The 23,767-nt window shown below is 73.0% G+C and carries 23 protein-coding genes; 8 read left to right on the top strand and 15 right to left on the bottom strand.

Going from position 1 to position 23,767, the window contains the following annotated elements:
* Positions 1–8: 8 nt before the first annotated feature.
* Positions 9–923 carry a MurR/RpiR family transcriptional regulator gene (locus tag MDN94_RS05920; RefSeq protein ID WP_482724905.1) on the bottom strand — a complete coding sequence of 305 codons (915 nt, stop codon included), beginning with the start codon at positions 921–923 and terminating at the stop codon, positions 9–11.
* 56 nt (positions 924–979) lie between these two features.
* On the opposite strand from MDN94_RS05920, the gene MDN94_RS05915 reads away from it, so the two are divergent.
* Complete coding sequence (locus tag MDN94_RS05915) at positions 980–1,336, top strand: hypothetical protein (RefSeq protein WP_482724904.1); 357 nt, start codon at positions 980–982, stop codon at positions 1,334–1,336.
* Complete coding sequence (locus MDN94_RS05910) at positions 1,333–1,599, top strand: DUF4031 domain-containing protein (RefSeq protein ID WP_482724903.1); 267 nt, start codon at positions 1,333–1,335, stop codon at positions 1,597–1,599. Before MDN94_RS05915 ends, MDN94_RS05910 begins: the two co-directional genes overlap by 4 nt.
* 126 nt (positions 1,600–1,725) lie before the next feature.
* On the opposite strand, the gene MDN94_RS05905 is transcribed toward MDN94_RS05910, so the two are convergent.
* The 3 genes from MDN94_RS05905 to MDN94_RS05895 form a co-directional block, all read right to left on the bottom strand.
* Positions 1,726–2,928: a Cmx/CmrA family chloramphenicol efflux MFS transporter gene (locus tag MDN94_RS05905; RefSeq protein WP_482727014.1), complete on the bottom strand. Its 1,203-nt coding sequence runs from the start codon at positions 2,926–2,928 to the stop codon at positions 1,726–1,728.
* An 89-nt stretch (positions 2,929–3,017) separates the two neighbouring features.
* Positions 3,018–3,668 carry an HD domain-containing protein gene (locus tag MDN94_RS05900; RefSeq protein WP_482724902.1) on the bottom strand — a complete coding sequence of 217 codons (651 nt, stop codon included), beginning with the start codon at positions 3,666–3,668 and terminating at the stop codon, positions 3,018–3,020.
* Between the two features lie 66 nt (positions 3,669–3,734).
* Positions 3,735–5,993: a heavy metal translocating P-type ATPase gene (locus MDN94_RS05895; protein WP_482724901.1), complete on the bottom strand. Its 2,259-nt coding sequence runs from the start codon at positions 5,991–5,993 to the stop codon at positions 3,735–3,737.
* Positions 5,994–6,176: 183 nt separating this feature from the next.
* Between MDN94_RS05895 and MDN94_RS05890 the strand changes: the two genes are divergently transcribed.
* On the top strand, positions 6,177–6,875 hold the full coding sequence (locus MDN94_RS05890; RefSeq protein WP_482724900.1) for a copper homeostasis protein CutC: 699 nt from the start codon (positions 6,177–6,179) through the stop codon (positions 6,873–6,875).
* Positions 6,876–7,096: 221 nt separating this feature from the next.
* Here the strand turns inward: MDN94_RS05890 and MDN94_RS05885 are convergent, their stop codons facing one another.
* The gene (locus tag MDN94_RS05885; RefSeq protein ID WP_482724899.1) at positions 7,097–9,169 is read right to left on the bottom strand and encodes a HelD family protein; all 2,073 of its coding nucleotides are present in this window, start codon (positions 9,167–9,169) and stop codon (positions 7,097–7,099) included.
* Positions 9,170–9,465: 296 nt separating this feature from the next.
* Between MDN94_RS05885 and MDN94_RS05880 the strand changes: the two genes are divergently transcribed.
* Positions 9,466–9,648, top strand: coding sequence for a hypothetical protein (locus MDN94_RS05880; protein ID WP_482724898.1), 183 nt, complete (start codon positions 9,466–9,468; stop codon positions 9,646–9,648).
* 268 nt (positions 9,649–9,916) lie between these two features.
* Here MDN94_RS05880 and MDN94_RS05875 read toward each other — a convergent pair whose 3' ends face one another.
* On the bottom strand, positions 9,917–11,572 hold the full coding sequence (locus tag MDN94_RS05875) for a DNA repair helicase XPB (RefSeq protein ID WP_482724897.1): 1,656 nt from the start codon (positions 11,570–11,572) through the stop codon (positions 9,917–9,919).
* 107 nt (positions 11,573–11,679) lie between these two features.
* On the opposite strand from MDN94_RS05875, the gene MDN94_RS05870 reads away from it, so the two are divergent.
* Complete coding sequence (locus tag MDN94_RS05870; protein ID WP_482724896.1) at positions 11,680–12,243, top strand: VanZ family protein; 564 nt, start codon at positions 11,680–11,682, stop codon at positions 12,241–12,243.
* Here the strand turns inward: MDN94_RS05870 and MDN94_RS05865 are convergent.
* Complete coding sequence (locus MDN94_RS05865; RefSeq protein ID WP_482724895.1) at positions 12,209–14,677, bottom strand: helicase-associated domain-containing protein; 2,469 nt, start codon at positions 14,675–14,677, stop codon at positions 12,209–12,211. The two genes, MDN94_RS05870 and MDN94_RS05865, sit on opposite strands and share 35 nt — an antisense overlap.
* A gap of 140 nt (positions 14,678–14,817) precedes the next feature.
* On the opposite strand from MDN94_RS05865, the gene MDN94_RS05860 reads away from it, so the two are divergent.
* Complete coding sequence (locus MDN94_RS05860) at positions 14,818–15,852, top strand: hypothetical protein (RefSeq protein WP_482724894.1); 1,035 nt, start codon at positions 14,818–14,820, stop codon at positions 15,850–15,852.
* Between the two features lie 156 nt (positions 15,853–16,008).
* On the opposite strand, the gene MDN94_RS05855 is transcribed toward MDN94_RS05860, so the two are convergent.
* From MDN94_RS05855 to MDN94_RS05840, 4 genes are read right to left on the bottom strand one after another with little or no spacing between them, the layout of a single operon-like run.
* The gene (locus MDN94_RS05855; RefSeq protein ID WP_482724893.1) at positions 16,009–16,986 is read right to left on the bottom strand and encodes an ABC transporter substrate-binding protein; all 978 of its coding nucleotides are present in this window, start codon (positions 16,984–16,986) and stop codon (positions 16,009–16,011) included.
* A gap of 13 nt (positions 16,987–16,999) precedes the next feature.
* On the bottom strand, positions 17,000–17,830 hold the full coding sequence (locus tag MDN94_RS05850) for an ABC transporter ATP-binding protein (RefSeq protein ID WP_482724892.1): 831 nt from the start codon (positions 17,828–17,830) through the stop codon (positions 17,000–17,002).
* Positions 17,830–18,897 (bottom strand): FecCD family ABC transporter permease, encoded by a 1,068-nt coding sequence (locus tag MDN94_RS05845; RefSeq protein ID WP_482724891.1) that lies wholly within the window; start codon positions 18,895–18,897, stop codon positions 17,830–17,832. Before MDN94_RS05845 ends, MDN94_RS05850 begins: the two co-directional genes overlap by 1 nt.
* Positions 18,894–19,904, bottom strand: a complete 1,011-nt coding sequence (locus MDN94_RS05840) for a FecCD family ABC transporter permease (protein ID WP_482724890.1) — start codon at positions 19,902–19,904, stop codon at positions 18,894–18,896. The genes MDN94_RS05845 and MDN94_RS05840 overlap by 4 nt, the downstream gene beginning before the upstream one ends.
* 144 nt (positions 19,905–20,048) lie before the next feature.
* Between MDN94_RS05840 and MDN94_RS05835 the strand changes: the two genes are divergently transcribed.
* A complete protein-coding gene (locus MDN94_RS05835; RefSeq protein WP_482724889.1) occupies positions 20,049–20,684 on the top strand; it encodes an HAD family hydrolase in 636 nt (211 codons plus the stop codon).
* Here MDN94_RS05835 and MDN94_RS05830 read toward each other — a convergent pair.
* Entirely contained in the window at positions 20,663–20,911 is a 249-nt protein-coding gene (locus MDN94_RS05830) for a hypothetical protein (RefSeq protein ID WP_159690605.1), read from the bottom strand. The two genes, MDN94_RS05835 and MDN94_RS05830, sit on opposite strands and share 22 nt — an antisense overlap.
* Positions 20,912–21,092: 181 nt before the next feature.
* On the opposite strand from MDN94_RS05830, the gene MDN94_RS05825 reads away from it, so the two are divergent.
* Entirely contained in the window at positions 21,093–21,476 is a 384-nt protein-coding gene (locus MDN94_RS05825; protein WP_005315833.1) for a cold-shock protein, read from the top strand.
* Positions 21,477–21,573: 97 nt separating this feature from the next.
* On the opposite strand, the gene MDN94_RS05820 is transcribed toward MDN94_RS05825, so the two are convergent.
* From MDN94_RS05820 to MDN94_RS05810, 3 genes are read right to left on the bottom strand one after another with little or no spacing between them, the layout of a single operon-like run.
* Positions 21,574–22,452 (bottom strand): 1,4-dihydroxy-6-naphtoate synthase, encoded by an 879-nt coding sequence (locus tag MDN94_RS05820; protein ID WP_482724888.1) that lies wholly within the window; start codon positions 22,450–22,452, stop codon positions 21,574–21,576.
* Positions 22,449–23,138 (bottom strand): futalosine hydrolase, encoded by a 690-nt coding sequence (locus MDN94_RS05815; RefSeq protein WP_482724887.1) that lies wholly within the window; start codon positions 23,136–23,138, stop codon positions 22,449–22,451. Before MDN94_RS05815 ends, MDN94_RS05820 begins: the two co-directional genes overlap by 4 nt.
* 21 nt (positions 23,139–23,159) lie before the next feature.
* On the bottom strand, positions 23,160–23,639 hold the full coding sequence (locus tag MDN94_RS05810; protein WP_441265193.1) for a DUF2771 domain-containing protein: 480 nt from the start codon (positions 23,637–23,639) through the stop codon (positions 23,160–23,162).
* Between the last annotated feature and the right edge of the window lie 128 nt (positions 23,640–23,767).

The raw sequence follows: 23,767 nt of genomic DNA, 5'->3' as shown, positions 1-23,767 counted from the left end.
GGGTTCGGTCAGCGGGTGCGCGGGCTGTGGCGGTGCGCGAGGGCTTCGTACGAGGCGGCGAGGGCAGGGGCCGCCGACTCGTACGTACGCTGGGCCACGCCTATGAACAGGCAGTCCACGACAAGCAGTTGGCTCGTGCGGGACGACATCGCGGCCGGCCGCAGCTCGCTCTCGCGGGCGGTCGACGTCGTGAGCACATGGTCGGCGTACTGCGAGACCGGGCCGTCGGGGCGGCCGGTGATGGCGATCGTCGTCGCGCCGCGGCCGAAGGCGACCCGCAGCGGCTCGATCACGTCGCCGGTGGAGCCGGAGTGGGTGATCGCGATGGCCACGTCACCGGAGCGCAGCTGAACGGCGTTGGTGACGGCGAGGTGCGGGTCGGCGTGGGCGTGGGCGATCAGGCCGATGCGCAGGAGTTTCTGCGCGAGGTCCATGCCGACGAGCGAGGACGCGCCGACGCCGTAGATGTCGATGCGGCGGGCGGTCGACGCGGCGGCCACCGCGGCGCCGAGCTGGACGGTGTCGAGACCGGCGGCGGTGTCGGCGAGGGTCTGCTGCTCGTCGTAGGCGAGCTTGGCGACGACGTCCGCGATGGGATCGTCGACGGCGATGTCGGTGGTGATGGCAGGCGCCCGGCCGGATTCCTGGTGGGCGGCGAGACCGGCGAGCGCCAGGCGAAGGTCGCGGTAGCCGGGGTAGCCGAGCAGGCGCGCGGTGCGGACCACGGTGGCCTCACTGGTGCCGGTGAGCTCGGCGAGGCCGGTGACCGTGAGGGCCGCGCAGCCGGCCGGGTCGTCGGCGACGGCTTCGGCGACCCGCTGCATGGAACGGGTCATGGACGGCGAGAGCGTGCGCACCTTGGCCGCGAGGGCGGCGGGGGCGGGAGCGTCACCTCTGAAAATTTCCTTCACTGGATTGGTCACACTTGAAAGGTATTTTCGCGTTTCGGGTGGCGTCAAGACCTGGAGACAATGGGGGCATGGACGACTCGAACCCACTGGAACAGGCTCTGCACCGGGCCCGGGCCCTGGTCCTCGCCGATCTGGCCGCCCGCCACGTAGCCGACGCAGGAGTCGTCTCCATGGTCGAGGACGCGGTCACCCACCGCCGCTGGTGGGTCGAGCAGTGGCCGGAGGGCGTCGAGTACGTCGCCGGTCTGGTCGCCCAGGACGTCCAGGACTCCCTGCTGGAGCGGCACGGCCGCTGGCCGCTGTGCCCGGTGTGCGACGTCGGCGACCCGCACGCCCTGGAGATCCAGCCGGAGCTCGGGCCGGACCCGCACTGGGTGTGCGGGAAGGCGGGCGTGGTGGTGGCCCCCATAGGCGGCCTGACGTGACTGTCTACATCGACCCGCCGACCTGGCCGGGTCACGGCCGGATGTGGTCCCACCTGGTCAGTGACGTGTCGTTCGAGGAGCTCCATGCCTTCGCCGCTGCCATCGGATGCCCGCCGCGCGCCTTCGAACGCGACCACTACGACGTCCCCTCGCACCGTTACGCGGACGCTGTCGCGGCAGGCGCGGTGGAGGTGGGCTCGAAGGAGCTCGTACGCCGCCTCACGGGCTCGGGGCTGCGCCGGCCCAAGGGGCGTTCAGTCTGAGGCGTCCGAGCCGGACGGGATCCGCCCGGCTCGGACGCGGTGTCCGCTCGACGCGTTCTTCCGCTCGGCCCGGTCCGCCAAGACGTGTCCCGCTCCTCGGGCGCGGTCCGAGAAGACGTGTCCCGGTCAGACGCGTTCCGCCGAGAGGGATCGCTCGCCAGGGACCGACCGGGACACCACCCGTGAGCTGCCGTGGAGCCGCGTCGCCACCGCCACGAGGACGATGGCGACGACCGTCATGGCCGCGCCCGCCCAGGCCGTCGAAGGGAAGCCGAGGTCCGCGTCGATCACCACACCGCCGAGCCAGGGCCCGCCGGTGTTGCCGAGGTTGAACGCCGCGGTCGTCGTCGCACCGGCGAGCGTCGGTGCCGCGCCCGCGACGTTGAACATCCGGGCGTTGAGCGCCGGGGCGGTGAAGAACGAGGAGAAGCCGAGCAGGAACGACAGTGCCACCGCGGCCGCCGCGTACGAGGCGAACAGCGCGATCGCCGCCAGCAGCACCGTCGACGCGGCTGTGCCGCTGAGCATCACGCCGAACAGGTGCGCGTCGGCCACCCGGCCGCCGATCGTCGAGCCCGCCAGCGCGCCGATGCCGAAGAGCGCGAGCACGGTCGGCACCCAGCCGGCGTCCAGCCCCGCCACATCGGTGAGCAGCGGGCTGAGGTAGGTGAACAGGCAGAACACGCCGCCCGCCGCCAGCGCGGTGATCGCCACGGCCAGCCAGACCTGGCGGTCCCGATAGATCGTCAGCTCCTTCCGCAGCTGCGGCTTCTGCTGCGGCAGCGGGATGTGCGGGATCCGCATCAACACGCCGACGAGCGCCACGGCGGACGCCGCGCCGACCGCCCAGAACGCCGAACGCCAGCCCAGGTGCTCGCCGAGGAACGCGCCCGCGGGGACGCCGAGGACGTTGGCGATCGACAGTCCGCCGATCATGACGGCCATGGCCCGGGCCCGAGAGGTCACGGGCACCATCGCGATGGCGACGGCCGCGCCCACCGCCCAGAAGCCGGCGCAGGCGAGCGCGCTGATGACCCGGGAAGCGAAAAGGATCTCGTAGGTGGGGGCGAGCGCGCCGGCGACCTGGCCGACGCCGAAGACGGAGATCAGCGTGATCAGAGTGGTCCTGCGGGGCAGTCGCAGCGTCGCGACGGCGAGCAGCGGTGCGCCGACCACCATGCCGACCGCGAACGCCGACGTCAGCAGCCCGGCCCGGGGGATCGAAACGTCCATGTCCGCCGCGATGGGCGGCAGCAGCCCCGAGAGCATGAACTCGCTCGTGCCGAGGGCGAAGACGGAGAGGCCGAGGATGTGGACGGCGAGCGGCATACGGGCGCGGGCGCAACGTTCGGAAGGGTCGGGCATGACAGTTGCCAACAGGTGGTTGAAGCCTGGGATTCCCCGGTCGGGCCACGGGATCAGGACGCGGCGAGCAGCTCCAGCTCCACGGTGAGGTTGTGGCGGGCCTTTTGCTCCCACTCCCGCCGGCCGTGCGGTGTACGGAACAGCCGCGGCAGGGACAGGAGTTGGCGGAGCACCGCGGCACGACCGTCGCGGAAGGCCTCGTCCGGGACGAAGGCGTACTCCTCGCGCACCGCCGCCGCGTACGCGGCGTACGCGTCGGGGGCGGCGGCCAGGATCGCCAGGTCCGCGTCGCACAGCACCTGGCCGTTGCGGTCGTCACCGTCGGGGGCGTGGGTGGTGGTCAGGCGCACCAGCCGGGCCACCTCCGCGGTCGCCCGCTCGCTCAGCCCGGCCTCCGGGAGGGCGCGCTCGGCGAGGCGGGCGGAGCGCTCCTCGTTCTCCGAGCGGTCGGGGAGGTACACGGCGTCGTGGAACCAGGCGGCCAGCCGTACGAGGTCTGGATCGTCCGAGTGCACGGCGAGGGTGTCGATGTGGTCGAGGACCGCGATCAGATGGCCGGTCGTGTGGTAGCGCCGCTGTGGCTCGGCCCAGCGCGCGAGCAGGTTCTCCCCGTACGGCAGCGGGTCGGGGCCGCTCGCTTCCCCGCGGGCGCCGAGGAGCGCGTCGGCCCAGCGGGCGCGGAGGTCGGCGGATCGGTCGGTCATGGCTCATATTGTGCCCGCACGCGCGGAGGGCCCCGGGGCGGGTGCCCCGGGGCCCTCCGCGCCTCTTCACGCGGCCTTGAAGCTGCGCAGGCGCAGTGAGTTGGCGACGACGAAGACGGAGGAGAAGGCCATGGCCGCTCCGGCGATCATGGGGTTGAGGAGGCCGGCGGCGGCGAGGGGGAGGGCGGCGACGTTGTAGGCGAAGGCCCAGAACAGGTTGGACTTTATGGTGCCGAGGGTCTTGCGGGAGAGGCGGATGGCGTCGGGGGCGGCGTTGAGGTCGCCGCGGACGAGGGTGAGGTCGCCGGCCTCGATGGCGGCGTCGGTGCCGGTGCCCATGGCGAGGCCGAGGTCGGCCCGGGCGAGGGCGGCGGCGTCGTTGACGCCGTCGCCGACCATGGCGACGCTGCGGCCTTCGGCCTGGAGGCGCTTGACGACGTTCACCTTGTCCTCGGGCATGACCTCCGCGATCACGTCCTCGGGGGAGATGCCGACCTCGGCGGCCACGCTCCTGGCGACGGCCTCGTTGTCGCCGGTCAGGAGGATGGGGGTGAGTCCGAGGGCGCGCAGGCGGCCGATGGCTTCCGCGCTGGTGTCCTTGACGGCGTCAGCGACCTCGAGGACCGCGCGGGCCTCGCCGTCCCAGGCGACGGCGATCGCGGTGCGGCCGGCGGCCTCGGCCTCCTGCCGGGCCCGGGCGAGGCCGGCCGGCAGCTCCATCGCCCACTCCTCGAGCAGCCTCCGGCGGCCGACCAGGACGGCGTGCCCCTCGACGATGCCCTGGACCCCCAGGCCGGGGAGGTTCGCGAAGTCCTCGGGTGTGGGCAGGCCGCCGAGCTTCTCGACGGCCCCGGCGGCGACGGCGCGGGCGATGGGGTGCTCGGAGGCGTTCTCCAGCGCACCGGCCAGGCGAAGCACCTCGGCCTCGTCCGTGCCGTCCGCGGTGTGCACGGCGAGCAGGGTCATCCGGCCGGTGGTGACGGTGCCGGTCTTGTCGAGGACGATCGTGTCGACCTTGCGGGTGGTCTCAAGGACTTCGGGACCCTTGATCAGGATGCCGAGCTGCGCGCCGCGGCCGGTGCCGACCATCAGCGCGGTCGGGGTGGCCAGGCCGAGGGCGCAGGGGCAGGCGATGATCAGGACGGCGACGGCCGCGGTGAACGCGGCGGTCAGTCCTGAGCCGTTGCCGAGCCAGAAGCCGAGGGTGCCGAGGGCGAGTGCGATGACGACCGGGACGAACACGGCGGAGATCCTGTCGGCGAGGCGCTGGGCGGCGGCCTTGCCGTTCTGCGCGTCCTCGACCAGCTTCGCCATCCGGGCGAGCCGGGTGTCGGCGCCGACGCGGGTTGCTTCGACGACGAGGCGGCCGCCGGCGTTCAGGGTGGCGCCGGTGACGGTGTCGCCGACCGAGACCTCGACCGGGACCGACTCGCCGGTGAGCATGGAGGCGTCGACGGCCGAGGCGCCCTCCACGACCGTGCCGTCGGTGGCGATCTTCTCACCCGGCCGGACCAGGAACCGGTCCCCGACCCTCAGGGCGGACGTCGGGATCGTCTCCTGTCGGCCGTCACGCAGTACGGTCACGTCCTTGGCGCCCAGCTCCAGCAGGGCCTTCAGCGCCGCGCCCGCCCGGCGCTTCGAGCGGGCCTCGAAGTACCGCCCGGCGAGGATGAACGCCGTGACACCGGCCGCCGCCTCCAGGTAGATGTTCCCCGCCCCGTCACTGCGGGCGATCGTGAACTCGAAGGGATGCGTCATGCCGGGGGTGCCGGCGGTGCCGAAGAACAGCGCCCACGACGACCACAGGAACGCCGCCGACGTACCGACCGAGATCAGCGTGTCCATCGTCGCCGCGCCGTGCTTCGCGTTCGTCCACGCCGCCCGGTGGAAGGGCCAGGCCGCGTAGGTGACGACCGGCGCGGCCAGGGTCAGACTCAGCCACTGCCAGTACTCGATCTGCAGGGCCGGGATCATCGCCATCGCGACCACGGGCGCCGCGAGCACCACCGCGGTCACCAGACGCTGCCGCAGGGGGGTCAGCCCGTCGTCCGCCGGGGCCTCTTCCCGTGCCGCGGGTCCGCCTTCGACAGGAGGTGGCGCCGGCTCGGCGGCGGTGTAGCCCGTCGCCTCCACGGTGGCGATGAGATCGGCGACGGCGGTGCCCTCGGTGAAGGTGACCTTCGCCTTCTCGGTGGCGTAGTTGACGGTCGCCTCGACACCGTCCATGCGGTTGAGCTTCTTCTCGATCCGAGCCGCGCAGGAGGCGCACGTCATGCCACCGATTGCGAGCTCTACGGAGCGGGATTCGGTCGCGGTCTGCGGCATGGTGTCTCCTCGGCCTCTTCTTCATACCCCCAGGGGGTATCTACTCTTCCATGTATACCCCTGCCCCGTACCGGACGCAAGTCCGCTTCACGGGAAGGATCGGGGGTGTGGCTGCCGCCCGGCTCTTCGAGCATTAGGCTGGCCAGTGGACTAGACCTGTCGGAGCCTGGAGGAATGGGTCCCATGAGCAACCGTGTACTCCTGGAGGTGATCGCCCTCGACGCGCGGGACGCGGTCGCCGCCCAGTCCGGAGGGGCCGACCGGCTGGAGCTGGTCACCGACATGGCGGCCGACGGGCTGACGCCACCGGTGGCCACCTTCACGGCGATCCGCGCGGCGGTCGACATCCCGCTGCGCGTGATGCTCCGCCTCTCCGACGGCTTCGCGGCCGGCGGCCCGGCGGACGTCGACGCCCTGGTCAGGGCCGCGGAAGCCTTGCGTGAAGCGGGGGCGGACGAGTTCGTACTCGGCTTCCTCGACGATCACGGGCAGCCGGACCTCGTCACGATCGAACGGCTGCTGGCCGTCGTCGACGACTGCCGCTGGACCTTCCACCGCGCGATCGACCACGCGGCGGACCGGGACGCCCTGCGCAAGCAGCTGGCGGACCTGCCCGGGCTCGACACGTACCTGACGGCCGGCTCGGCCGCGGACGTCGACGACGGCATGCGCACGCTCCTCACCGAGGCCGCGCGACACGGCGAACCGGGATACGAGCCGCGGCTCCTGGTCGGCGGTGGCCTGCGCCTGGACCACGTCCCGCCTCTGCGCCGGGCGGGCCTGACGGGCTTCCACATCGGCGGCGCGGCACGGCCCGGCGGCTGGTCGGCCCCCGTGGACCCGGCAGCGGTTCGCGACTGGCGCGCCGCGCTCGACGCGTAGCGCGCAGCGCCCGGGGCAGGCGGGGCCGGCCCGGTCCGGTCCGGCCGCCCGGCTGCCCCGGCGCGGGCGGGGCACGCACCCGGGCGAGGTCCGGTTCCGCGGGCCCGTCCCGGCGCGTCCGCGGGCCCGTCCCGGCGCGGCCCCGCCTGACGCGGCGGGGCCGCGGACCCGGTCGCATCCGCGGGAGGCCCCGCCTGACGCGGCGGGGCCGACCGCGGTGGTCAGGTCAGTTGGGGCGGAAGCGGGGACGCGTGGAGGACCGTGAGGCCGGAGACCGCGCGGGTCAGGGAGACGTACAGGCGGCGCAGGCCCGTGCGGAGGTCCGGTTCGTCGCCGATGACCGACGCCGGTTCGTCGAGGACCACGTAGTCGTACTCCAGGCCCTTCGCCAGCGATGCCGGGACGAGCGTGAGACGCGCCTGCGCGGTGGTCTCCTCACCGGGGGAGAGGTACGGGAGGCCCGCCGCTGCCAGCGCGGCCGAGACCGCCGGGACGCGGGAGTCCGCCGCGATCAGCCCGATCGAGCCCTCGTGGCGGAGCGACTCCACGCACGCCGCGACGACCGCCGCGTCGAGGTCCTCGACGTCCGTGACAGCGCGGACGTCGAGGGAACCGGGGGACTCGCGGACCGAAGAGACCGGCGCGAGGCCGGGGGACATGTGCGGGAGCAGGCGCGATGCGTAGGCGATCACTTCGCGGGGAACGCGGAAGCCCGCGGTCAGCTCCTCGACGACCGCCTCCGGCTTGCCGAGGTGGGACAGCGCCTCGGCCCACGACGCGGTCGCCCAGGGCGTCGTGCCCTGGGCCAGGTCGCCGAGTACCGTCGCCGATCCGGTGGAGCAGCGGCGGCCCACCGCGCGGTACTGCATCGGGGACAGGTCCTGCGCCTCGTCGAGGACGACATGACCCAGCGACTGGGTGCGCTGCACCAGGTCCGTCGCCTCGTCGATCAGCACCGCGTCCGCCGACGACCACTTCGCGGACCGCACGCTGCGCGCGGGCTTCGGCAGCAGGATCGTCGCCTGTTCCTCGGCGGTGAGGACACCTTCCGCGTGCGCGGCGAGGAACTGCGCGTCGGAGAGCAGCCGCAGCACGAGCTTCGCCGGATCGACCGGCGGCCAGATCGCCTTGACCGCCGCCTTGACGGCGGGGTTGCGGGCGACCGCGTCCTGGACCCGGTCGTCGGGCGCCTCCCCCGCCTCTTCCATACGGACCAGCACGGTGTGCGCGATCCGCTGGGGGAGGGCGTCGCGGGCGGCGCCGTAGCGGATGTCGCGGTCGAGCAACTCGCGGACGATCTCCTCGAGTTCGTACGCCGGGATCCGCCAGCGCCGTGATCCGCGCACGACGACCACCGGCTCGGTCGGCATCGTGACGTGCGAGCGGACCGCGCGCCGCAGGACCTGCGCCATCCGGGCGTCGCCCTTGACGACGGCCGCCGCCGCGGTGTCCCGGCCGCTGACCTCCACGTGCCCGACCAGGTCGTCGACGGTGGCCTGCTTGACCTCGAGCTCGCCGAGGGCGGGCAGGACCTGCTCGATGTAGTGGAGGAAGGAACGGTTCGGCCCGATGACCAGGGTGCCGGTGCGCGCCAGGCGTTCCCGGTGCGCGTAGAGGAGGTAGGCGACACGGTGCAGGCCGACGGCAGTCTTCCCGGTGCCCGGCCCGCCCTGCACGCACACCGTGCCCGACAGGCCGCTGCGCACGATCTCGTCCTGCTCGGGCTGGATCGTCGCGACGATGTCCCGCATGGGGCCGACGCGCGGCCGCTCGATCTCCGCCTGGAGGAGCCTGGAGGTCTGCTCGGTCTCCGACGGGTCGGTGAGGTGCTCGTCCTCGTACGCCGTCAGGTCCCCGCCGGTGTAGCCGAAGCGCCGGCGCAGACCGACGTCCTGCGGGTCCTTGCGGGAGGCCCGGTAGAAGGGCTGCGAGACCGGCGCCCGCCAGTCGATGACCATCGGGTCGCCCGCGGCGTCGTGGACGTGGCGGCGGCCGATGTAGAAGCGGCGGCCCTCCTGCGTGGTGGGCAGGTAGTCGAGGCGGCCGAAGAAGAGCGGGGTGTGGGACAGATCGGCGAGCGCCTTGATGCGGTCCTCTATCTGCGACTGGAGTACGGCTGCGTTGACCCAGTTCGCCGTGACGTCCTTGATGTCGAGTGACTGGACGTCCTCGCGCATCGCGCGCAGGGCGGACCGCGACGCGGCGAGGTGGGCCCGCTCGCGTGAGAGCGGATCTTCCCCGTCGGTGGCCACGGTGGAGGTGGATGTGTCGGGTACGGGGGCGTGCGCGGGCACGGGTTGCCTCCGGCTGGGCTGCGTGATCACGACATGGCGGACCGGCCGGTTTCCGTCCGGGCGGCGGCTCTCCTGTGGGGAGGCGGGGAAGGCCCCGGGCCGCGGACAGGCGACCTGGGGCAAGCCCGCGATTGTAGTTGGGGCGTCGAAGGGACGCGAACGGTTTTCCCGGCCGTCAGGGGCGGCGGCGTCATTCCCGTAGGGGACGCCCTCTGTCTGGAGTAGTACGTGGAGCGCCCGCCGGTTCACCCCGCAGCCCGATGCTCCGACCGGGTGACGCGCAGCACCATGGACGCATGACCACAGCCATCCTCACCCCGGGAACCACTCGCCACGGAGCCGCCGCGAGCGGTGCCGGTGACAGCCGGCACCACCGCGTGGGCAGTGCCCTGCGCGCGGTCAGGGTCTTCGCGGGCGCCGTCTTCAGCGTCGCCGTCCTCGGTGAGTACGCGGAGGAGGCCGGCGTCCGCCGTCGCTGACCGCGGCGGCGCCGAGGGCACTGTGCCCGGTGTCCGCTGCGCCGGGCCGTTCCCCTGTCCGCGCCCTCCCCGGGGGGCCGGGCGGGCTCCGGACCCGTACCGCGGCGCTGCGCGCGGTGCCCCCGATCTCCCCTTGCGGGCCGGCGGCCGTGGGAGGTGCCCCCGGGCAGGGTCACGTCGCCCGGCAGCTCGACCCCGGCCGGAGTCCGCGCACAGCGCGGAGGCGGGTCCGGTGGTGGGGATACCCGCGGCAGGCGGGACCACGGCGTCAGCGCACGGGGTCCTCGCCCGCCAGCAGATCGTCCGCGTCCATGATCCGGTACGCGTAACCCTGCTCGGCCAGGAACCGCTGGCGGTGCGCCGCGAAGTCCTGGTCGATCGTGTCCCTCGCGACCACCGAGTAGAAGTGCGCCTTGTGGCCGTCCGCCTTCGGCCGCAGCACCCGGCCGAGGCGCTGTGCCTCCTCCTGGCGGGAACCGAACGTCCCGGACACCTGGATCGCGATCGTCGCCTCCGGCAGGTCGATCGAGAAGTTCGCGACCTTGGACACCACCAGCACGCTGATCTCGCCGTTGCGGAACGCGTCGAAGAGCTTCTCGCGCTGGCTGTTCGGCGTCTCGCCCTTGATGACCGGTGCGTCCAGGTGCTCGCCGAGCTCGTCGAGCTGGTCGATGTACTGGCCGATGACGAGGGTCTGCTGACCCGCGTGCTTGCGCACCAGCTGCTCGGTGACCCTGCGCTTGGTCGCGGTCGTCGCGCAGAAGCGGTACTTCTCCTCCTGCTCGGCCGTCGCGTACGCCAGCCGCTCGGAGTCGGTCAGGTTGACCCGTACCTCCACGCAGTCCGCCGGTGCGATGTAGCCCTGTGCCTCGATCTCCTTCCACGGCGCGTCGAAACGCTTCGGGCCGATGAGGGAGAAGACGTCCGACTCCCGGCCGTCCTCGCGCACCAGCGTGGCCGTGAGGCCGAGCCGGCGGCGGGCCTGGAGATCGGCGGTGAACTTGAAGACCGGCGCGGGCAGCAGATGCACCTCGTCGTAGAGGATCAGGCCCCAGTCGCGGGAGTCGAAGAGCTCCAGGTGGGGGTAGATGCCCTTCCGCTTGGTCGTCAGCACCTGGTAGGTGGCGATCGTGACCGGGCGGATCTCCTTCTTCGTGCCGCTGTACTCGCCGATCTCGTCCTCGGTCAGCGAGGTGCGCTTCACCAGCTCGTGCTTCCACTGGCGGGCCGAGACGGTGTTGGTGACGAGGATCAGGGTGGTGGCCTTCGCCTGGGCCATCGCACCGGCGCCGACGAGGGTCTTGCCCGCGCCGCAGGGGAGGACGACCACGCCGGAGCCGCCGTGCCAGAAGCCCTCGACCGCCTGCCTCTGGTACGGGCGGAGCGCCCAGCCCGACTCGTCGAGCTCGATGGCGTGCGCCTCGCCGTCGACGTAGCCCGCGAGGTCCTCGGCCGGCCAGCCGAGCTTCAGCAGCGTCTGCTTGATCTGGCCGCGCTCCGAGGGGTGCACGGCGACCGTGTCCGGGTCGATGCGGGTGCCGACCAGCGGCTGGACCTTCTTCGACCGCAGGATCTCCTCGAGCACCGGCCGGTCGGTGGAGGTGAGGACGAGTCCGTGGGTGGGGTGCTTGGACAGCGTGAGCCGGCCGTAACGGGCCATGGTCTCCGCCACGTCGACGAGGAGGGCGTGCGGCACCGGGTAGCGGGAGTACTCGACCAGTGCGTCGACGACCTGCTCGGCGTCGTGGCCGGCGGCCCTGGCGTTCCACAGGCCGAGCGGCGTGACCCGGTAGGTGTGGATGTGCTCCGGCGCGCGCTCCAGTTCGGCGAAGGGCGCGATGGCGCGACGACAGGCGTCCGCCTGCTCGTGGTCCACCTCGAGCAGGAGCGTCTTGTCGCTCTGGACGATCAGCGGTCCGTTCAACGCCACACCCTTTCGGTCGGGCCGGTCCGTCCGTCCGGGACACGGCCAAACATCCAGTGTCCCGCATCGCGGGGCTGTCCGGGCGGCGCGCGGGTAGCAGGGTTGTCATGACCACAGATGAACGACCCCGCGAGTGGGGCAGAACCCTCCTCCGCGCATGTCTGATCGTCTGCGCCTTCGCCGCTCTGGTGCTGTTCTCCGCCGTCCTGGCCCGGCTGACGCTCACGCCGTCGCACGCCTCCGAGGGCGTGGCTACGGCGAACCTGCGCCCCGGAGCGTCCCTGCGGCAGTACGCCGAGGAGTACACGTTCCTGGCGGCCGCCAAGCAGGCCGGCGGCAATGTGCTGCTCGGCGTGCCCTTCGGCGTGCTGCTGCCGGTGCTGGTGCCCCGGTCGATGCGGCTGCTGCGGGTGATCGTGCTCACGATCGTGGTGATGGCGCTGGTGGAGCTGGCGCAGGGCGCGATCATCACCGGCCGGGCCTTCGACGTGGACGACGTGATCCTCAACACCACGGGGGCGCTGATCGGTTACTTCCTGCTGGGGCGCAGGCTGGGCCGCGCGTGGCGACGGCGGCGCGGCGAGGCGGAACCGGACGAGCCCGCGACCGGACGCTCCCGCCTTCTCGGTGGGCGGCTCACACGTCGTCCGCCAGTTCCGCCACGCCCGTGATGCGGTGCAGCGGATACGTCCTCACCTCGTCCGCGGTGTGGTCGAACGCCGTCACGAAGCCGCCCTCCACGCGGACCGGCGCGATGACGCGCTGGCTGGCGGCGCCCTCCGCGTTGACGTAGCCGATCCACACCGCGGATCCGGTGAGCGCGGCGGCCTGGACGGTGGCCAGGGTCTCCGCCGACGAGGTGCGGGGCAGCTCGCCGCCCTGCGGCCCGTCCTCGTCGGCGGCGGGCTTCCGTACGACGCCGGCCGCCATGTCACCCGCCCTGATCGCCTTCACGGCCGCGCCGAGCAGCGTGCCGTCCGGTACCGGCGGCCCCTCCGGGACGGGGGCGGGAGGTGTGCGCGGCGGGGTGCGGCGGGCATGGGCGCGGGTGATCAACACGTCGCCCTCGGTGGACTCGGCGGCCGGTGCGTACCCCATCGCCCGCAGGCCCTCGAGCAGCGTTCCCGGATCGCTCTGGGCGGCGAGCACGGTCGGCCCCAGGCGGCGCAGCCCGAGACCCTGCGAACGCTTGTCGGCGAGGATCTCTCCTAGGAGGGCGTCGTCGTCGCAGCGCACATAGGCGGAGGCGGCGCCGATGCGCAGATGGCCGTGGCGGCGGGCGACGTCGTCGACGAGGTAGCTGAGCGGCTGCGGCACGGGCGTCCGGGAGTGCGCGGCCAGGAAGGCGTGCACGTCGGAGGCGGCCATGCCGGCGTCGAGTGCCCGTCGCACGGAGCCGGGCGTGAAGCGGTAGACGGTGGCGCCGCCCTTGGACTCGATCTCGGCGAGGACGGCGAGCGTCTCCGCGAGGGGACGGTCGAGGGGCCCCGGCGCGACCGCCGTGAGGTCGGCCTGGAGCAGGACATGGTCGAGCGGCTCCGGCAGGAGCGGCGCGAGCGAGGTGACGGCGAGGGCGCGCCGGTCGGCGAGCGTGCCGTCGGCTCCGGTCCCCTCCCTGCCGAGGAGGGCGCGGCCGTGCGCGGACAGCGCGCCCCTGCCCGTCACGCCGAGCAGCTCCGCCTCCGACAGGGTCCATGCCGCGACACGTGCCCGCAGGTCCTTCGTGGAGCCCGCCGCCTCGGCGCGCAGCGGCCGCTCCCAGCGCAGCCGGGACAGCAGCGACTCGGGGGCGGGCGCGGTGCCGTGCGCAAGCTCCGCCGCCAGTTCCAGGACGCGCCGGCGCACCTCCACGGCGGCCGAGCGGTCCAGGTCCGGGCCGAGGACGGAGAGCGTGCGGCCCTTGGCGTCCTGGCTGCCGACGAGGCCCGGCGTACGCGTCGCCGTCAACCAGGCGACGGCCAGTTCACCCCACCGCTCCGCCGTCGGGCGTTCGAGCCACTCGTCGTACGCCGGTGTCGGCGCGTACCGCTCGTCCGCCTCGCCGTCGGAGGCCAGCAGCCCCGCCGCGTAGGCCAGTTCGATCCAGAACGCGGCGAGCTGCTCGCTGGTGTCCAGCGCCGCGGCCGTCCGCTTGAGGTCCCGCACGGCCAGACCTCCGGCGCGCAGCACCGGCGGGCCGCCCTCGTGCCAGTCCTTCAGCAGGTCCTCGACCGTGGTCAGCGCCGTGTAGGCCTGCCCGGCCGCCGCGCCGTCCACAGCCTGTGGACCGTATTCCGCGGCGGGCGTGACGGCCGGCGGTACGGGCTCCGGCACCCGGTGCGCACGACCCGCCCGCAGATGCAGCGCCACTTCCCGCGGCAGCACCACGGTGCGCGCCGACGCCGGCAGCAGCAGACCGCGGTCCCTCAACCAGCGCACGGGCGGCGTCGGATCGGCCGTCACCTCCCCGTACGGAGGCCCCCACACCAGACGGTCCAGGACCGCGAGCGCGTCGGAAGGGGCCGTGTCCAGCAGCGCCGCCATCCGCGTCCGGTCCGTGAACAGGGCGGTCAGTGAGGCGACCGCCGACACCGGGTCGTGCGTCGTCGGCAGGCCCGCGGCCGCCACGATCTCCTGGAGCCGGCCGGGCGACATCCCGGCCGTCGCCTCCGTCACCGAGGGACCGAGCCCGGTCGGCGAGGGACGGTTCGGCGACGGCGCGAGCAGCTCACGTGCCGTGCGCACCAGCCGAAGCCGGTCGTCGCCGCCCCACACCAGGGCCTGTCGGCGCAGCGCCTCCAGTGCGTCGGGGAGGGCCGCTTCGACGTCCGCGTCGCCGTCGTCGCCCGCCATCAGCGCGAGCAGGGTCCCGTACGGCGCCGGGTCCGGCGCCACCGCCAGTGCCTCCGCGGTCTGCAGGGCGAACCGGTCCAGCCGCTCCAGCGCCCGGACGACCGAAGCGCGGGTACCGGCCCGGGTGGCGAGCTGGGTGACGTCGTTCGGCACCGGGCTCAACAGATCGGGGCGGGCGCGCAGCAGCGCGGCCAGCTCCTCGTCGTCGCGGGCGCGCAGCGCCTCCGCGAGCGTGCGCGGGCTGCCGCCGCGTTCTTCGGGCATGGTCCCCATCCGCCCCACGTTAGCCCCTGGAGCGCTACCGTCGGGGACGGGACGGCCCGGGAAGGCGGGCCGGCTCTTGGCGTCCGCCGGCCTGCGCACGGGAACACCGGGGAACGCCGGGCACACCGGGAACGTCAGGGGAACCGTCGGTGGGGATCGAGAGCGACCAGCTGGTCTACGACTATCTGAGCCGTGTCGGCGACCTGGCCCAGCAGGCCCAGCTTCCGTCCGGCGAGCGCATGCGGCTCGTGACGACGCTGCGGACCGAGATCGAGAAGCAGCGGACGAAGTTCGGCGGGGACAGCCCGGCGGGCGTACGCCGCATCCTCGGGCGGCTCGGCACGCCGGACGAAGTGGTGGCGTCGGCGACGTCGGCTCCCGCGACCTCGGCCACCGCACGGGACGCCGAGGGGGCGCAGCCGGCGCCACGTCAGGCGACCCCGGCGGAGCGGGACATGGCGCGTCCGCGGGGACGGCGTCGCGTGCCGCGGCCGCGCACGGGCGACGCGCCCGCGCCCGCGCCGACGCCTACGCCTCTGCCGCGTGAGGCCGCGTCGCCTCCGCACCTCGCCGGCATGGACGAACTGGGCCCCTCCGGCTCCGAACCGGACTGGTGGCGTATCGATCCGGCGCCGTTCGGCGCGGGCGACGCCGTGGCCGGGTTCGTCGGCGGTGTGGAGATCCCCGAGATACTGAAGCCACCGCCGTCGGAGGACGAGAACGAGGCCGAGGACGGTGACCCTGAGGGCGAGGACGCCGGTGCCGGGGCGGGCGGGCGCCGCCGTTCGCTCAGGCGGCTGCTGCGCCGCCGCGCCGCCGACGCCGACACCTCCGCCGGGCCCCGGCCCGGGCTCGGCAGCCCGATGCTGCTGCTCGCCGCGGCGCTGCTCGTCGTCGGCGCGATCCTCGGCTCGCTCGTCGCGCTCGGCCTCGGCTGGCTCCTCGCGTACGGCTCTCGCCGGCTGTCCCGCACGGAGGTCAGGTTCGCGGTGCTCGGCCTGCCGGGCGCGGCTGTGGCAGGCGGCGCGCTGTGGCTGTGGGGCCGCATCAACGGCCAGTGGGGCGAGGCGATTCCCGAGGACGGGATGCGGGACGCCCTGACGGGGACGTGGCCGTGGGTGGTGAGGGGGGCGGCGGTGGCGTCGGCGGTGTTCTTGGTGTGGCGGTCGAGGCGGCCGCGCTGACGCCTGCGGCGCGCCTTTCCCCTACCCGCCCCTTCTCGAAACCCGGCTCCGCCCGGACCGGTCACCGCGCTCCGCGCGGTGTTTCAGGGGCTCTGCCCCGGTTCGGGAAGGGGCAGGGGCGGGTGAAAGCCCGCGCAGCGGCCCCGCCCTCGCTCGCTACTTCGTCAGGTCCGCCTCGAGTTCGTCCAGGATGCGGGACGCCGCCGTGTAGCCGATGCCCTGGATCCACAGTTCGTCGTCCACCGCGAACACCTTGTTGGTCTCGACCGCCTTCATGCTCTTCCACAGCGCGCTGTCCAGCGTCTGCTTCTGCTTCGCCTTCTCCGGGTCGCCGTACGTCGAGTGGAAGACGACCTCCGCGTCCGCGAGGTCGATCTTCTCGGGGCTCACGTCGTAGGAGAAGCCGTCCTTGGCCTTGTCGGTGATGGCCGGGCGGCCCAGGCCGACGTCCGCGAGGATCGTCGAGATGTAGTTCTTCTTGCCGTAGATGCGGATGTCCGCGCCCTCGACGAAGCGGACGACGTTGACCTCGGTCGCCGCCGCCTTCTCCTTGCCACCGAGTGCATCGGTGACCTTTACGGCGTGCGCCTCGTACGCGGCGACGGCCTTTGCCGCCTCCGCCTTCTTGCCGAGCGCGTCCGCGTGGGTCCGGAAGTTCTCCTTCCAGGGCTCGCCGGTGGTCTCGGTCATCACCGTCGGCGCGATCTTCTTCAGCTCGGCGTACTTGTCGCCGTGGCGGATCTTGCTGGTGAGGATCAGGTCGGGCTTTAGCGCGGCGATGGCCTCCAGGTTGGGGGTCATCATCTCGCCGACGTCCGTGATGCCTTCGAGCTTGTCCTTGGGCAGGTAGTTGAGGAAGCCGGACTCGGTGCCGGTGTGGGTGGCGCCGACGGGCTTCACGCCCAGGGTGATCGCGGAGTCGAGCTCGGCGGTGTCGAGGACGACGACGCGCTTCGGCGCGTCGGGGACCTCGACGTCGCCCATGGCCGTCTTCACCGTGTGCTTGCCGCCGGATGCCGCCGGGTCGGAGGGAGTGGGGGCGTCGTCGTTCGCGCCGCAGGCGCTCAGCGTCATCGCGGCGGTGAGGGCCAGGGAACCGGCGAGGACGCCGCGGCGGCGAAGCATGCTGCTCATGAACGGGAACCTTTCAGACGGACTGTGAGGTGGACGTGGGGGTCTTGGGCCGGCCCGGCGGGGCGTAGGGCGCTCCCGGCACGACGAGCGGCGACCCGGTCACCGGGTCGGGGACCACGACCGACTCCATGCCGAACACCTCGCGCACCAGGTCGGCGGTGACGATGTCGGCCGGGGCGCCTTCCGCGACGATCCGGCCGGCCTTCATGGCGACGAGATGGTCGGCGTAGCGGGCGGCCTGGTTGAGGTCGTGGAGCACGGCGACGACCGTGCGGCCGCGTTCGTGGTTCAACTGCCGTACGAGGTCGAGCACCTCGACCTGGTGCGCGATGTCGAGGAACGTCGTCGGCTCGTCCAGCAGCAGCAGGTCCGTCTCCTGCGCGAGCGCCATCGCGATCCACACGCGCTGCCGCTGACCGCCCGACAGCTCGTCGACGGGACGGTCGGCGAGGGCTGTGACGTCCGTGCGTTCCATGGCGTCCGTCACGGCGCGCTCGTCCTCCTGCGACCACTGCTGCCACCAGTGCTGGTGGGGCTGGCGGCCGCGGGCCACGAGGTCGGCGACGGTGATGGCCTCCGGGGCGACCGGGGACTGCGGCAGCAGCCCGATCGAACGGGCGATCTTCTTCGTCGGGATCGTGGACAGTTCCGCTCCGTCGAGGAGGACCGCGCCGCCCTTCGGCTTCAGCAGCCGGCCCAGCGCCCGCAGGGTGGTCGACTTGCCGCAGGCGTTGGGGCCGACGATGACGGTGACCCGACCGTCGGGGACCGCGAGGTCGAGTTCGTGAACGACCGTGCGGTCCTCGTAGGCGAGCGTCAGCTCGCGCGCCGTCAGCCTGCTCACTACTTACCTCCAACGGTGCGGCTGCGAACGATCAGCCAGATCAGGTACGGAGCGCCGATCGCGGCCGTCAGCACACCCACCGGGAGCTCCGTGGGCGAGAACATCCGGCGGGCCGCGAGGTCGGCGAGGACGACGATCACTGCGCCGAGCAGCGCGGAACACAGCAGCGGGATCTGCGCGGTGCGGGTCATACGACGGGCGATCTGCGGTGCGAGCAGCGCCACGAAGTCGACGGGCCCGGCGGCGCCGGTGGCGATCGACGCGAGTACGACCCCGAGGAGCACCAGCCCGAGCCGTACCCGTCCGAGCCGTACGCCGAGGGCGGTCGCGGTGTCGTCGTCCATGGAGACGGTGCGCTGGGCGCGGGCGGCCCACAGCACGGCGGGCAGCAGGACGAGCAGCGTCCAGCCGAGCGGCGCGGCCTCCTCCCAGCCGCGGCCGTTCAGCGACCCGGTCATCCAGATCTGTGCCTGCTGGGCGACGAGGTAGTCGCCCTTGGTCATGAACAGCGTCGTGACCGAGCGGAGCGCGATGGCGAAGCCGATGCCGATGAGGACGAACCGGGTGGCGTGCAGCCCGCCGCGCCAGGCGAACACGTACACCAGCGCGGCGGCGACGATGCCGCCGGTGACGGACAGGTACGGCAGCACCGAGTACGAGGTGACGCCGAACGTCATCGCACCCACGGTGAGCGCGCTCGCGCCCTGGCTGATGCCGATGATGTCGGGGCTGGCGAGCGGGTTGCGCGCGACGGTCTGGATCAGCGCCCCGGCGACGCCGAAGGCGGCGCCGACGAGGAGTCCGAGGACCATACGGGGCAGCCGCAGCGTCCCGACGACGAGTTCGTCCGGCGAGGGCTGCCCGAGGACGACCTTGAGCACCTCGGCGGGGGCGACGAAGCTCTCGCCGACGCCGAGGTAGGCGACGCAGGCCGCGGCGAGCACGGTGGCGAGGCCGAGGGCGACGGCGGCGGCGCGGCGGTGCAGCAGGAAGCTGCCGCGGGCGGTGCGCACGAGGGTGTGGCCGGCGGGCCGGATCCGGCGGCCGGTGAGGGTCTGCGCGCTCATGCCGGCACCGCCTTGCGGCGGACCAGGGTGACGAGGAACGGCACACCGATGAGCGCTGTCATCACGCCCGCCGGGACCTCGCCGGGCGGGAAGACGATCCGGCCGATGACGTCGGAGACGAGCAGCATCACCGGGCCGACGAGGGCCGCCATCGGCAGCACCCACCGGTGGTCACCGCCGACGATGGCGCGGGCGATGTGGGGAACGGCCAGGCCGATGAAGGCGATCGGGCCGGCCGCCGCCACCCCGGCGCCGGTGAGCACGGTCGCGCCGACGCCGCCCACGATCCTTACCGTGGCGACGTTCTGGCCGAGGCCCTTCGCCATGTCCTCGCCGAGCGCCAACGCGTCCAGGCCGCGGGCCACGGAGACCACCAGGACGGCGCCCACGAGCAGGAAGGGCCAGATCCGGCCGACCACTTCGGCGTCGCGGCCGGCGACCGAGCCGACCTGCCAGAAGCGGAACTCGTCCAGCGCCGCCGCCTTCGTCGTCAGGACGCCCATCGTCACGGAGACCAGCAGGGCGTTGATCGCCGCGCCGGCGAGCGCCAGTTTGACGGGCGTCGCGCCGCCCCGGCCGCGGGCGGCGATCGCGTACACGGCGACCGAGGCGATCGCCGCGCCGACGAAGGCGAACCAGACGTATCCGCTCAGCGTGTGCACCCCGGCGAAGGCGATGGCCAGCACCACGCCGACCGAGGCGCCCTGGCTGATGCCGAGGATGCCGGGGTCGGCGATCGGGTTGCGGGTGATGCCCTGGAGGACGGTGCCGGCGAGGGCCAGTGCCGCGCCGACCATCAGTCCGACGAGGGTCCGCGGAACCCGCAGTTCGCGTACGACTTCGGCGTCGGGGCTGTGTCCGCCGTTCAGTACGGCGTCGAGGACGGCGGTCGGGGCGACCGAGCGCGCCCCGACCGCGAGGCTGAGCAGCACCGCGAGCAGCAGGGCAGCGACGGCGGCGGCCGTCCACCCGATGCGGCGGGCCGCGAGCGCGCGTCTGGCTGACATGGGAACCAATCGAGGTGCGGTCGTGTCGGGCGTGAGGACGGGCCGAGGCCGGTGCGCAGCGCCGGTACCGGGCCGAGGTTGGTAAGGCTTGGCTAAGTCTATGCGTCCGAAAATGCGTGCCTACGGGTGGGCACAATGACCCTTATGGCCTCTCACTCCGCCCGGCGCCCCCTGACCGTCGGCTTCGACCTCGACATGACGCTCATCGACTCGAGGCCGGGCATTCGGGCCGCATTTCGCGCGCTGTCCGAGGAGACGGGCGTTCCGATCGACGCCGACCTCGCCGTCTCGCGCCTCGGGCCGCCGTTGGAGCAGGAGTTGGCGCACTGGTTCCCGGACGAGCAGATCCAGGAGACGGCCGACAGGTACCGCGAGATGTACCCGGTGTACGCCATCGCCCCGACGCCCGCGATGCCCGGTGCCCGTGAGGCCATAGCCGCGGTCCGGGAGTCGGGGGGCCGGGCGATCGTCGTCACGGCGAAGCACGAGCCGAACGCGAAGCTCCACCTCGCGCACCTCGGCATGGAGCCCGACGAGACGATCGGCTGGCTGTGGGCGGAGGCCAAGGGGGAGGCGCTGCACGAGCACGGGGCGAGCGTGTACGTGGGCGACCACATCGGTGACGTGCGGGGCGCGCGGGTCGCCGGCGCGCTCTCCGTGGCGGTGCCGACGGGTCCTTGCGACGCGGACGAACTGCGCGCGGCGGGTGCGGATGTGGTCCTCGACGACCTGACCGCGTTCCCGGCGTGGCTGCGTTCCTACCGCGCGGATCCGGCCTGACGCCGCTGCGCGGCGATGGAACGCAGCACGCCCGCGGCGGCGACCATGAAACCGACGCCCATCAGCATGCTCACCATGTAGGCGACGGTCGGAAAGGGCTCGGTGCCCAGGAACAGCGGTGCCACCGTGACCAGAGTGGCCACGGCGCCGATGATGAACAGGACGGCACCGGCACGCACCAGCCCGTCGCCCGGGGCGGGAGCGGTGGCGGGAGGAGTAGCAGTCATTCGGCCAGGGTAGTTCCCTTGCGCGTACGAACCGACCGGGGACGTCTTGTCACCAGCCTCTGGACCATTAGCCTTGGGGGTGGCGGGTCAGGCGACCCGCTGTAGTGCTATCAAGAGCCGTTTTTCGGCGGACCGACTTGCGGTGCCCCAGCGCCCAACGAGTACGAGGACGAGGACAGACGTGCCTACCGGCAAGGTCAAGTGGTTCAACAGCGAGAAGGGCTTCGGCTTTCTCTCCCGCGACGACGGCGGCGACGTCTTCGTGCACTCCTCCGTACTCCCGTCCGGGGTAGAGGCCCTGAAGCCGGGCCAGCGCGTCGAGTTCGGTGTGGTGGCCGGCCAGCGCGGCGACCAGGCACTGTCGGTGACGCTGCTGGACCCGACGCCGTCCGTGGCGGCCGCGCAGCGGCGCAAGCCGGACGAGCTGGCGTCCATCGTGCAGGACCTCACCACGCTTCTGGAGAACATCACCCCGATGCTGGAGCGCGGCCGTTACCCCGACAAGGCGCAGGGCGCGAAGATCGCCGGCCTGCTGCGCGCGGTGGCGGACCAGCTGGACGTGTAGCCGTCCCGCGGCGGACGACATGGCACCCGGCGCGGAAGGACCCGAAGTTCCGGGTCCGGCGCCGGGTGCGTCGTCGTCGCGTGAACGCGCGGGTGCGTCAGACGAAGTCGAGCGCGCCCGGGCCGAGGGGCGGTACGAGCCCTTCTGCCGCGGCGCGTGTGAGCAGTCCGCGCACGGCCGCGTAGCCGTCGTCACCGAGGTCCGCGGTGAACTCGTTGACGTACAGCCCGATGTGACGGTCGGCGACCGCGGGGTCCATCTCCTGGGCGTGCTCGAGCACGTACGGCCGCGAGGCCTCCGGGTCGTCCCACGCCATCCGTACGGACGTCCGGGCCGACTCGGCGAGCAGGCGCAGGGTCTCCGCGCCCAGCGACCGCTTGGCGATGATCGCCCCGAGCGGGATCGGCAGGCCCGTCGTGGACTCCCAGTACTCGCCCATGTCGGCGAGTGAGTGCAGCCCGTAGTCCTGGTACGTGAAGCGGGCCTCGTGGATGACGAGTCCGGCGTCGACCTTGCCGTCGCGCACGGCGGGCATGATCTCGTGGAACGGCATCACGACCACCTCGCCGACGCCGCCCGGCACGACCTCCGCTGCCCACAGCCGGAACAGCAGGTACGCCGTCGACCGCTCGCTCGGCACGGCGACCGTCTTCCCGCTCAGTCCCGCGGAGCCTTCGGCCCGGGAGGTCCCCCCGGCGCCCGGCTCCCGCGTGAGGACCAGCGGGCCGCAGCCCCGGCCCAGCGCGCCGCCGCACGGCAGCAGGGCGTACTCGTCGAGCACCCACGGAAGCACCGCGTACGACACCTTCAGCACGTCGTACGCGTCGGCACCCCCGTGCTCGGCCCATCCGTTGGTGAGGTCGATGTCCGCGAACGTCACGTCCAGCGCGGGCGCGCCGGGGACCCGGCCGTGGGCCCAGGCATCGAAGACGAAGGTGTCGTTCGGGCAGGGCGAGTACGCGATACGCAGGGTCACGGTTGCTCCTGAATGACGGGGGCGAGCTGCTGGAACGCCTTCCGCAAGGCGGACAGCGCCTCGCCGATGCGCCAGGCCGCGCGGTCGCGGGGGCCGACGGCGTTGGAGACCGCGCGGATCTCGACGACGGGCACGCCGTGGGCGGCGGCGGCCTCGGCGACGCCGAAGCCCTCCATCGCCTCCGCGGCGGCACGCGGATGCCGGCGGGCGAGCTCGGCCGCCCGGGCGGCGCTGCCCGTGACCGTGGACACGGTCAGTACGGGCGCGTGGGTGGCGCCGATGGTCGCGGCGAAGAGTGCCGACAGGCCGGCGGGCGAGGGATGCACGGTACGGCCGAAGCCGAGCGTGTCGACGGGCAGGAAGCCGTCGGGCGTGTCGGCGCCCAGATCGGCGGCGACGACGGCGTCGGAGACGACGAGCGATCCGACGGGCGCGTGCGGCGGGAAGCCGCCGCCGATCCCGGCGGAGACGACGAGACCGTACGGCGTGCGGGTCACGGCCAGGGCGGTGGCGGTCGCCGCGGCGGCAGCGGCGGGGCCGACCCCGCCGACGAGCACGTCGTAGTCGGGGGTGCGCGTCAGCGTGTAGCCGCCCGGGAGCGGCACGGCGGCGGCATCCGGAGGGCCGGCGTCCGCGACGACGGCGGCGGCCTCCGCCGCCACCGCGGTCACGACAAGCACACGCACGGTGTCACCCTCCGGTCCCGGTCAGGACTCCTTCTCGAACTGGAAGTTCCAGATGCCGACGACCTTCTGGCCCTTGGTCTCCATGACGCTGACGGCCGTCTTGGTCGTCGGCTCGCCGGTCGCGGAGGAGAAGAAGGCGTTGCCGGGGATCGTCCGGTACGTCTTCTTGAAGGGCTCCTGCTCCACCGGCTGCGCGCCGAACAGCAGGGTCCAGCCGTTGTCCGCGATCTCCGGGTCGACGCCCATGCGCACCTGGTCGTCCATGGCGACCTTGATGGTCTTCGACGGCTTCTTGGTCAGGCAGCCCTGGATCTCGGACTCCTTGATCGCCTCGCCGTCGTTGTAGCAGGCGGCCTCCGCGTGGACGGAGTCCGAACCGATGGTCACCGTGACGAGCGGCGTCGGCTTGTCGCAGGCGGAAAGGACGAGGAGCCCGGCGGAGACGGCACCGAGAGCGGCAGCGGCCCGGCGGCGCTTGCCCGAGAAGAACGCAACGGTCATGAGCCGAAGGCTATCGGGCGTGCTTCGCCCTGCCGCGCGGGGGTGCGCGGCGCGGCGGCCCGAAGCACGCCCCGGTTACGCCGCGGGAGGTACCCGTGACCGCATGTAGCACGGCCGGCGGGGCGCCT

The organism is Streptomyces sp. WAC00040 (assembly GCF_056835925.1).
The sequence above is the reverse complement of the archived record's forward strand: the minus strand, read 5'-3'. Positions and strand labels throughout refer to the sequence as shown.